Source organism: Blastococcus sp. URHD0036, from assembly GCF_000701365.1.
Taxonomy (GTDB): domain Bacteria; phylum Actinomycetota; class Actinomycetes; order Mycobacteriales; family Geodermatophilaceae; genus Trujillonella.
In genome coordinates, this window is sequence record NZ_JNIK01000009.1 from 1 (window position 1) to 1,861 (window position 1,861).

Here is a 1,861-nt window from a genome sequence, read left to right on the forward strand (position 1 = left end):
TGTTCGTGGTGTGAAGGGGTTGTGTGGTCAAGCCCTCGGCCTATTAGTACCGGTCAGCTCCACACCTTGCGGTGCTTCCACTTCCGGCCTATCAACCCGCTGGTCTGGGCGGGGGCCTTACCCCATTGACTGGGTGAGAGACCTCATCTTGAAGCGAGCTTCCCGCTTAGATGCTTTCAGCGGTTATCCCTGCCGAACGTAGCCAACCAGCAGTGCACCTGGCGGTACAACTGGCACACCAGAGGTTCGTCCGTCCCGGTCCTCTCGTACTAGGGACAGCTCTTCTCAAGTCTCTTACGCGCGCGGCGGATAGGGACCGAACTGTCTCACGACGTTCTAAACCCAGCTCGCGTACCGCTTTAATGGGCGAACAGCCCAACCCTTGGGACCTACTCCAGCCCCAGGATGCGACGAGCCGACATCGAGGTGCCAAACCATCCCGTCGATATGGACTCTTGGGGAAGATCAGCCTGTTATCCCCGGGGTACCTTTTATCCGTTGAGCGACACCGCTTCCACATGCCGGTGCCGGGTCACTAGTCCCAGCTTTCGCTCCTGCTCGACCCGTCGGTCTCGCAGTCAAGCTCCCTTGTGCACTTGCACTCAACACCTGATTGCCAACCAGGCTGAGGGAACCTTTGGGCGCCTCCGTTACATTTTGGGAGGCAACCGCCCCAGTTAAACTACCCACCTGACACTGTCCCTGATCCGGATCACGGACCGAGGTTAGACATCCAATTCGACCAGAGTGGTATTTCAACGGCGACTCCACGAACACTGGCGTGCCCGCTTCACAGTCTCCCACCTATCCTACACAAGCCGAACCGAACACCAATATCAAGCTATAGTGAAGGTCCCGGGGTCTTTCCGTCCTGCCGCGCGTAACGAGCATCTTTACTCGTAGTGCAATTTCGCCGAGCCTGTGGTTGAGACAGCTGAGAAGTCGTTACGCCATTCGTGCAGGTCGGAACTTACCCGACAAGGAATTTCGCTACCTTAGGATGGTTATAGTTACCACCGCCGTTTACTGGCGCTTGAGTTCTGAGCTTCGCCCCGAAGGACTAACCCGTCCCCTTAACGTTCCAGCACCGGGCAGGCGTCAGTCCGTATACATCGTCTTACGACTTCGCACGGACCTGTGTTTTTAGTAAACAGTCGCTTCTCACTGGTCTCTGCGGCCACCCACCGCTACCCCGCGCAAGGCGGTTGACAGTAGATGGCCCCCCTTCTCCCGAAGTTACGGGGGCATTTTGCCGAGTTCCTTAACCACAGTTCGCTCGATCGCCTTGGTATTCTCTACCTGACCACCTGAGTTGGTTTGGGGTACGGGCCGCTCGGAACTCGCTAGAGGCTTTTCTCGGCAGCATAGGATCATCCCATTCGCCTCATTCGGCTATGCGTCAGGCCTCACCCTGTATGTGGAACGGATTTACCTATCCCACGGGCCACACCCTTGCACCGGTACTACCACTCACCGGTAGGACTACCTTCCTGCGTCACCCCATCGCTTGCCTACTACCAGTCCAGGTCCCGCGCTAGTCCCCGCACCGACCCTCGAAAGAGCCGGCAACGGGTGTTCGGGCGGTTAGTATCGCTGGGTTCAGCATGGGCGTTCCTTCGCGGGTACGGGAATATCAACCCGTTGTCCATCGACTACGCCTGTCGGCCTCGCCTTAGGTCCCGACTCACCCTGGGCGGATTAGCCTGGCCCAGGAACCCTTGGTCTTCCGGCGGGGGAGTTTCTCACTCCCCTCTCGCTACTCATGCCTGCATTCTCACTCGCGTGGCGTCCACGGCTGGATCACTCCGCCGCTTCTACCGCCACACGACGCTCCCCTACCCATCCACACACCTGGCCGTCC

1 rRNA gene is annotated in these 1,861 nt (G+C 58.6%); it reads right to left on the minus strand.

Annotation, left to right across the window (positions count from 1 at the left end):
* Positions 1–23: 23 nt before the first annotated feature.
* Positions 24–1,861 (minus strand): 23S ribosomal RNA (locus tag N555_RS28220); the annotation flags it as partial.